This is a genomic window from Candidatus Brocadia sapporoensis (assembly GCF_001753675.2).
GTDB classification, from domain to species: domain Bacteria; phylum Planctomycetota; class Brocadiia; order Brocadiales; family Brocadiaceae; genus Brocadia; species Brocadia sapporoensis.
In genome coordinates this window covers 1-7131 of the sequence record NZ_MJUW02000002.1, presented here as the reverse complement: position 1 = coordinate 7131, position 7131 = coordinate 1, and the positions used below count along the sequence as shown (strand labels likewise).

Here is a 7131-nt window from a genome sequence, read left to right as displayed (position 1 = left end):
GAGTAACTGCATTTACCGATCTGGCAATCAAGAGGTTATTTATGGTTAAAGGGCTGTATACTCATACCGATAATTCACAAGATCAGAAATATTTTTTAGGGTCATCCGAAAAATTCGGTCAGCCAGGGCAAAATATTTGTTAATAAATTCAGCGCCGTGAATTTGGTTTATTCGGCGGGTTTGTGGTCTGATATGAGGGGTTATTCAAGATGACAGAATATTATGCTTAGAAGGAGAAAATACAATGAAGGAGCAGCAGTATTTTGCACATAAAGATCATCTATTATCCAAGCACTTAGAAGATGTGGGATTAAGAGCGTCTGTTTTCGCTGGTGCGTTTGATGCCTCTTTCCATGGGAAGATAGCAGGATTATTGCATGACTTGGGAAAAGTAGAAGCAGAGTTTCAGCAACGATTAGAGAGCGATGATAAGCAGGTGAAAAATAAAAAACCACATGCCCATCATGGGGCTATGATTGCGTTGAAAAAAGATGCGTGGCCAATTGCTTTTGCAATAAATGGTCATCACTCAGGGCTTCATAATCGTAGTGATGTAGGCAAGAGACAAAAAGACTATTTGAATAAGGCTGTAACAGCATCTAATCTTCTTCATGGCTCTGATAATAATTGGGTTTGTCCTGACATTGCTGAGATTCTTCCATCATGGTTGCAGGATTTGGAATTTGACCCCACCAAAACTTCTGAGGGCTGGTTTGCAGCAGAGTTTTTCACTCGTATGCTTTTCAGCGCTTTGATTGATGCCGACCGGTTAGATACCGAAGCATTTGAAAAAATGAATGATCCATCACTTGAACTGAGGAAATGGCCGGAATTTAAGCCCGATGAGTTGATCCAAAAACTAAAGAAAGACCTTCATGATCGTATGGAAAGGGCGGTTAGGGAACTGAAGGCATCTCAAGATGTCCTGAAGGTCAGAAATGAAGTGGGACGATTGGCTGAGCAGGCGGCTCAGAACGAACGAGGATTATTCTCAATGAGTGTTCCGACAGGCGGCGGAAAAACTCTTGCATCCATTCTATTCGCTTTGGAACATGCAAAATTCCATAATGATAAGCTTGTCCCTGATGACCCTAAACGCTTCAAACGAATCATTGTTGTAATTCCTTATCTTAGTATTATTGAACAGACTGTAAGCGAATACGTAAAAGTATTCGGTAAAGAAATGATACTTGAACACCATTCTCAGGTTGAAGAAGAAAATGCGTCTAACTACAAAAAAGAAAAGGAAGATGGCGAAATAGATTTGAAGGCTAAGAGAAGGCGAATGGCTGCAGAAAATTGGGATGCGCCTATTATTGTAACTACGAGCGTTCAGTTTTTTGATTCGCTGTTTTCGAGAAAACCCTCGCAAGCCAGGAAACTCCATAATATCTGCCAATCGGTCATTATATTTGATGAGGTGCAGACATTGCCGCCACTATTATTGCAGCCTATTTTAAATGTGTTAGATGAGTTAACGAATCCGAAACGCCCGTATAAATGCTCCGCTGTATTCTGCACTGCAACTCAGCCTGCATTAAGTAAGACGGAAGACTTGCCTTGTGGAATAGAGAACATAGTTCCCATTATCCCCATAGAAACAGCAAGAGAACATTTCAATATTTTAAAACGCACAGAATATGATTGGCAAGATGAGAAGAAGTCGTGGAATGACATTACAAACGAGATGCTCAATACTCCTATGAAGCAGGCTTTGGCAGTTGTCAACACAAGACCCAATGCACGTTCTTTGCATGAAGCCATTAAAAATGCAATCGGTCACAACAATGAATATCTTTTCCATCTTTCAACATGGATGATGCCGTCGCATAGAAGAATTGTTTTAGATGAGGTTAAAAATAGGCTTAAAAATAAACAGCCGTGTCTTTTAGTTAGCACACAGTGCATTGAGGCTGGGGTGGATGTAGATTTTCCTGAAGTCTGGCGAGCTTTTGGACCCTATGATTCTATAGTTCAGGCAGCAGGCAGATGTAATCGTAATGGGAAGCTTCTTCAAAAAGGAAAGGTTCATGTTTTTCATCCTTCAGACAAAGGATTATCCAAAGGTCTGTATTTTACGGCAACTAAACAAACGGATCTTCTGAGAAAAATGAATCTTGCTGATCCTGAGAATCCGGAAACCTTTGAACACTATTTCCGCCTCCTCTATCAATTAAGCGTTCCAGATGAATGTGCTATACAGAAAGCGCGTGCGGAATTTCGTTTCGAGGAAGTGGACAAGCTCTTTAATTTCATAGATGAAAAGACCATTCCGGTTCTAATACTTCGTGAAAAAATTGCGAACAAAGAACATGATACAGAGGCAAAGCAAGTTTATGATATTGCAATAAAACGAGGATTTTTCCTCCGAGACGACTGGCGGATTTTGCAAAAATATATGATTAATTTACCGTATCATTATCTTTCACATTCTCCCTATAGGGAAAATATCAGCGCTACTTTTGATGATAAACTCAATCTTTACTTATGGAATGGAATTTATCGCGGAGGAATCTACGGATACGGATTGGAATTTAACGGTTTAACTATAGAGGAGATGACACAATGATCAGTGAGCCAGTACGCATTCGTGTTAAAGGCCAATGGGCTTGTTTTACAAGACCGGAATTTCATGTTGAAAGAGTGAGCTATCCGGTCATCACGCCGTCTGCGGCCAGAGGCATTTTCGAAGCAATCCTGATGAAACCGATTGAAAAGCCACAGTCGGATAAACGGCAAGACAAATCTGGTTTCATCTGGAGAATTTTAAGGATTGGCATAGTAAAGAAAGGAGTTCCATTTTCAATTTTAAGGAATGAACTTAAAACATCAAAAATTGCGTTTTCAGGCAAGGCAGGCCAGCCTATTAATGTTTCAGATACAGAAGAAAGTCATACCCAAAGGCACAGTTTGATTTTAAAGGATGTTGAGTATTTGATTGAGGCGGTCATTGAGGTTCCCGAAGAATATATAAAAAATAACGGCGTTATTTCTGTGGTCAAATACAGGAAGATATTTGAAAGGCGCGTCAATTCCGGCAGATGTTTTCACAGACCTTATTTGGGTTGCCGTGAATATCCTTGTGAATTTGAATGGGATGAAAATGCACAGGTGGATCAAACGGTCAACGATGATTTTGGCAATATGTTTCATGATTTTGACTTCTCTCCGGTATGGAATCATTGGGGCAATAAGAAAGAAAGACCTGAGAAGTGGGTAATAAATGGTAAAACAATTCATCCGGTTGCTAAAGCTTTTTATGCTAAGGCCGAGAATGGATGGATGACAGTTTCCCGAATTATCTCAGAAAACGGAAAAAAGAGGGTAGAGGCATGTTAGAAGAATTATTAAAAATTGCTGATAATCAAGGATTAACCGGTCACGAATCATTTCGTAAAAGAAAAGTCCATTGGTTCATTGACCTTGACGTTGACGGAAATTATTTAAGCTTTAGTCCGACAACGGCGGGTGGAAAAAATAAAGATGAGAGAGGCAAGCAATATAAAACGCCTGTGAATCTTTACTGCCAAGCTGAAAAAGGAGAGATTAAATCTGTTTGCACAAATCAGTCTAATTGGCTTCCGGATTTTCTGACATATCCGGCGAATGAATTATTTTCCGGCGGTGTTTATGGGGAAAAAGATGATAAAAAGATAAAGAAACTAAATCAATCACGGGCAGTAATTTTCGAGGCAGCCGAAGCGTTACCTCAAAACAGGCTTTTATCTGCTATAAAGCTGTACTTGCAAAAAGATCCAGACTTTCCGGTTAATGATTTGTCGTCCTCTGATGATAAGGAAAAGGAAACTTTATTGAAACGATTTAATGAAGACAAAGAAAGAATCTCGTTTCGGGTCAATGGCAAGATCGTATTTCTTGATGAAGAAATACAAAAATGGTGGATATCGCGCAATGAGAAAGTAAGAAACGAGGTTTTGGAGCTTTTACCCGATGGCAAAGACTTTATTTTGCCAGACATCGGTAAGCTTACAGAATTTTTCCCTATAGTCTTTAACAATATTCCATTTGCCTCTTTTGACAAGGAACCATTTATATCTTATGGTCTGGGGAAACAAACTACACCTTTGCGCGTTGAAACGTCTGAAAAATCTGCCGCAGCTTTGAACTGGATGTTGGCAGATGAAAATTACAATATTACCATGGGAGATATTACAGCGGTTTTCTGGGCAAAAAATAAAGATTCTGTCAATTCAACAGGCTTTGTTTCGCTTATTTCAAAAAATGATACTCTGGAGGTGAAGGATTTTTTTAACAATATCTGGGGACGCATGCAGCCAAGTATTGAGAAATCCAATTTTTATGCCGTGCTAATAGCGCCAAAAAGAGGGAGATTTTCAATTTATTCATGGCATACCGAGACTTTAAAAGAAGCAGAAGAAAAGATTAAATCCTATTTTCAGATTATAGTTGTGCCTCTAAAGGGAGAAGATACTACATTCTCTGTTTCGGAACTTGCAGGCGTAACGGTTAGAAAACCAAAGAAAGGACAACCAGCAAAACCGCTCCCAAATACTTACATATCCTTATTTGAAACCGCGCTGTTTGGTTTCCCAGTAACATATAAATTATTTAAGTCGGTCTTAATCAGGCAGGGCGTAGAAATGGCGAAAGGAGCGGAAGAAAAAGATTTTGAGAAACGGTTGGCTGCAAGAACGGCCGTAATAAAACTATTTTTTAAAATAATGAAAGGAGGAGATACTATGGAACAGAAAAGACACGATATTGAAAACAATCCTGGGTATTTATGCGGGCGGCTTTTGGCTATCTTGGATAAAATTCATCAAGAAGCGCATAGAGAAAGTGGAGGCACAAACAACTCACCTGCCAACAGGGTTTACGCTATTGCGTCTAAGACACCAGCGCTGATTTTCCCTCGACTTTGTAATTTGACTAGACATCACTTAAACAAAATCGGTGGTGGATGGGCAAATTGTCTAGAATACGGCATTCCAAAGGAAGAACGCGGTGATGGGGTAGAAGAAGACTTTGAAGGTTTGGCAAAAGTATGTTCCCGATTGAAAGAAACCATCGGCAAAGAATTTCCAAGGATCTTAAGTCTTGAAGATCAAGGACGCTTTGCAATAGGTTTTTATTATGAGCGAGAACGGTCAAGGAGATTGAAAACTAATAAAAAAGATACCGGGCAAAATATTCAAACCAATAACCAAATAGAGGAGGAACAAAAATGACCAACAATACCGATAAACTTCTACATGGTTTAGTACTTCCCAAAAGGAAGAAAGTTTCTGATGTAGTTACCGAACGCCATGACATAGTTTTGCTGTTTGAGGCGAAAAAGGCAAATCCCAACGGCGACCCTGACGCTGAAAATATGCCAAGAATTCAGCCGAATACTTTGAAAGGACTGGTTACGGATGTCTGCCTGAAAAGAAAGATTAGGAACTTTTTCAGCATTTACAAGACTAATGGAGATTTAAAAGACAGTCTGGAAGATGGTTACGATATTTTTATAAAAGAAAATGCGATTCTACAGCAGTTGATGGAAGCCAAGCCAATAGAGGATTTAGCCAAGGCAATATTTGTAGAAAAGTATAGTCAAAAAATTGAAAGCTGGGATGCCAAGAAAACAAAGAAAGCAAAGGGTAAGAAAGAAGATGCTAAAACAGATGATAATACAGAGAAGCAAGAAGAAATTAATCCTGCGGAAGAAAAGAAGCAGGAATCCTATCGGGATGCTCTGTGCAAAACCTATTTTGATTTGCGAGCCTTCGGCGGTGTGATTTCTACGGAAGGACCGCTTAAGGGCAGTTTCTACGGACAGGTCAGGGGACCTATTCAATTCTCATTTGCTGAGTCGCTGGATAAGGTGCTTCAGTTGGATTCCACAATTACTCGTTGCTGCTCAACAAGCAAGAAAGAGGTGGAACAGTCAAAAAAGCAAAGTGAAGGTGATGAGAAGACTGGCGGCAATCGCACTATGGGGCGAAAATATAATATAGATTATGGACTCTACAGGGCGCATATCTATTTTTCTCCTGCCTTTGCTGCAAAAACCAGATTTACCTATTTTGATCTGGACAATTTTCTTTTTGCCATGACACACATGTTTACAGATGACCCATCTTCTAACCGCTCTGGAATGAGAGTAGTGGGACTTGTTGATTTTCAACATTCAAGACCGCTCGGTAATGAACATGCGCATAAACTATTCGACATGGTAAAAGTTGAGAAAAAAGATAAGGATAAAGAATTCCCTGATTCTATTAATGATTATTGGGGGAATGCTCTCAAAAGTAATATTAATGACGAGATAATGGCAAATCAGATAATTTGGGATATCCCACTAAAAGAAGACAAAGCTAAAAATGTATAATGAAGACGACTTGGTCCCCATCTCTGCGCTTGCCGACTTCACTTTCTGTGAACGCCGGGCAGCATTGCATTTTATCGAGTGCGTATGGGAAGACAATGTATGTACCGCGGAGGGGACTATTCTTCATGAGCGGGTTGATGATGCTTCTTTCTCGGAAACGCGCGGAAGTGTGCGCATAGTGCGCAGTGTTTGGCTACGTTCCCTTGTTCTCGGACTCGTTGGCAAAGCTGATATGGTGGAGTTCCATAAAACAGCAACAGTCGGAGTTAAGCTTGAAGGCGCATCGGGATTATGGGTGCCGTTTCCGGTTGAGTATAAAAGAGGATATCTTCGTCATGAACTCAGCTTTGCAATTCAGCTTTGCGCTCAGGCAATATGCCTTGAGGAAATGCTAGGGGGTAATATTTCAACCGGTGCGATTTTTTATGGTAAAACCATGCGTCGCATGGATGTTGCCTTCGATGACGCATTGCGACAGAGGACAGAGGATGCAGCAAGAAAGGTGCATGAGCTCATTGACTCAGGCATAACGCCAAAGGCTGAATATTCAAAAAAGTGCAAGCAATGCTCTTTGCTGAATCTGTGTATGCCGAAGGTGAGCAAAAAGGCAAGTAATTATCTGATGAATGTGGTGGATTCCGCATCAGAGGCAAAAGAGGAGGCGAAAAATGACTGACCCAAAAGAATCCCCGCTTATACCGCCACATGGCGGGTATCGTGAACTACAGTCTTACCAGATGTCAGAGATTGTTTATGATGCCACGATAGTATTTTGC

Annotated in this window: 5 protein-coding genes; all 5 read left to right on the top strand. The window is 40.4% G+C overall.

The features are described from left to right. The first annotated feature begins 244 nt into the window (after window positions 1–244). Genes BIY37_RS00055 through cas4 form a run of 5 tightly spaced genes read left to right on the top strand, consistent with a single transcriptional unit; the run spans window position 245 to window position 7031 of the window. Complete coding sequence (locus tag BIY37_RS00055) at window positions 245–2569, top strand: CRISPR-associated helicase/endonuclease Cas3 (protein ID WP_070065812.1); 2325 nt, start codon at window positions 245–247, stop codon at window positions 2567–2569. After that, complete coding sequence (gene cas5c / locus BIY37_RS00050) at window positions 2566–3339, top strand: type I-C CRISPR-associated protein Cas5c (protein WP_070065811.1); 774 nt, start codon at window positions 2566–2568, stop codon at window positions 3337–3339. The genes BIY37_RS00055 and cas5c overlap by 4 nt, the downstream gene beginning before the upstream one ends. Continuing rightward, the gene (locus BIY37_RS00045; RefSeq protein ID WP_070065810.1) at window positions 3333–5210 is read left to right on the top strand and encodes a type I-C CRISPR-associated protein Cas8c/Csd1; all 1878 of its coding nucleotides are present in this window, start codon (window positions 3333–3335) and stop codon (window positions 5208–5210) included. Before cas5c ends, BIY37_RS00045 begins: the two co-directional genes overlap by 7 nt. Beyond that, window positions 5207–6355, top strand: coding sequence for a type I-C CRISPR-associated protein Cas7/Csd2 (gene cas7c, locus BIY37_RS00040; protein ID WP_080324731.1), 1149 nt, complete (start codon window positions 5207–5209; stop codon window positions 6353–6355). Before BIY37_RS00045 ends, cas7c begins: the two co-directional genes overlap by 4 nt. Then, complete coding sequence (gene cas4 / locus BIY37_RS00035) at window positions 6348–7031, top strand: CRISPR-associated protein Cas4 (protein WP_070065809.1); 684 nt, start codon at window positions 6348–6350, stop codon at window positions 7029–7031. The genes cas7c and cas4 overlap by 8 nt, the downstream gene beginning before the upstream one ends. Window positions 7032–7131: the final 100 nt, after the last annotated feature.

Coding starts and splice junctions, on each gene's coding strand:
- cas4 (WP_070065809.1), top strand. CDS start 6,348: ATGTATAATGAAGACGACTTGGTCCCCATCTCTGCGCTTGCCGACTTC.
- BIY37_RS00055 (WP_070065812.1), top strand. CDS start 245: ATGAAGGAGCAGCAGTATTTTGCACATAAAGATCATCTATTATCCAAG.
- BIY37_RS00045 (WP_070065810.1), top strand. CDS start 3,333: ATGTTAGAAGAATTATTAAAAATTGCTGATAATCAAGGATTAACCGGT.
- cas7c (WP_080324731.1), top strand. CDS start 5,207: ATGACCAACAATACCGATAAACTTCTACATGGTTTAGTACTTCCCAAA.
- cas5c (WP_070065811.1), top strand. CDS start 2,566: ATGATCAGTGAGCCAGTACGCATTCGTGTTAAAGGCCAATGGGCTTGT.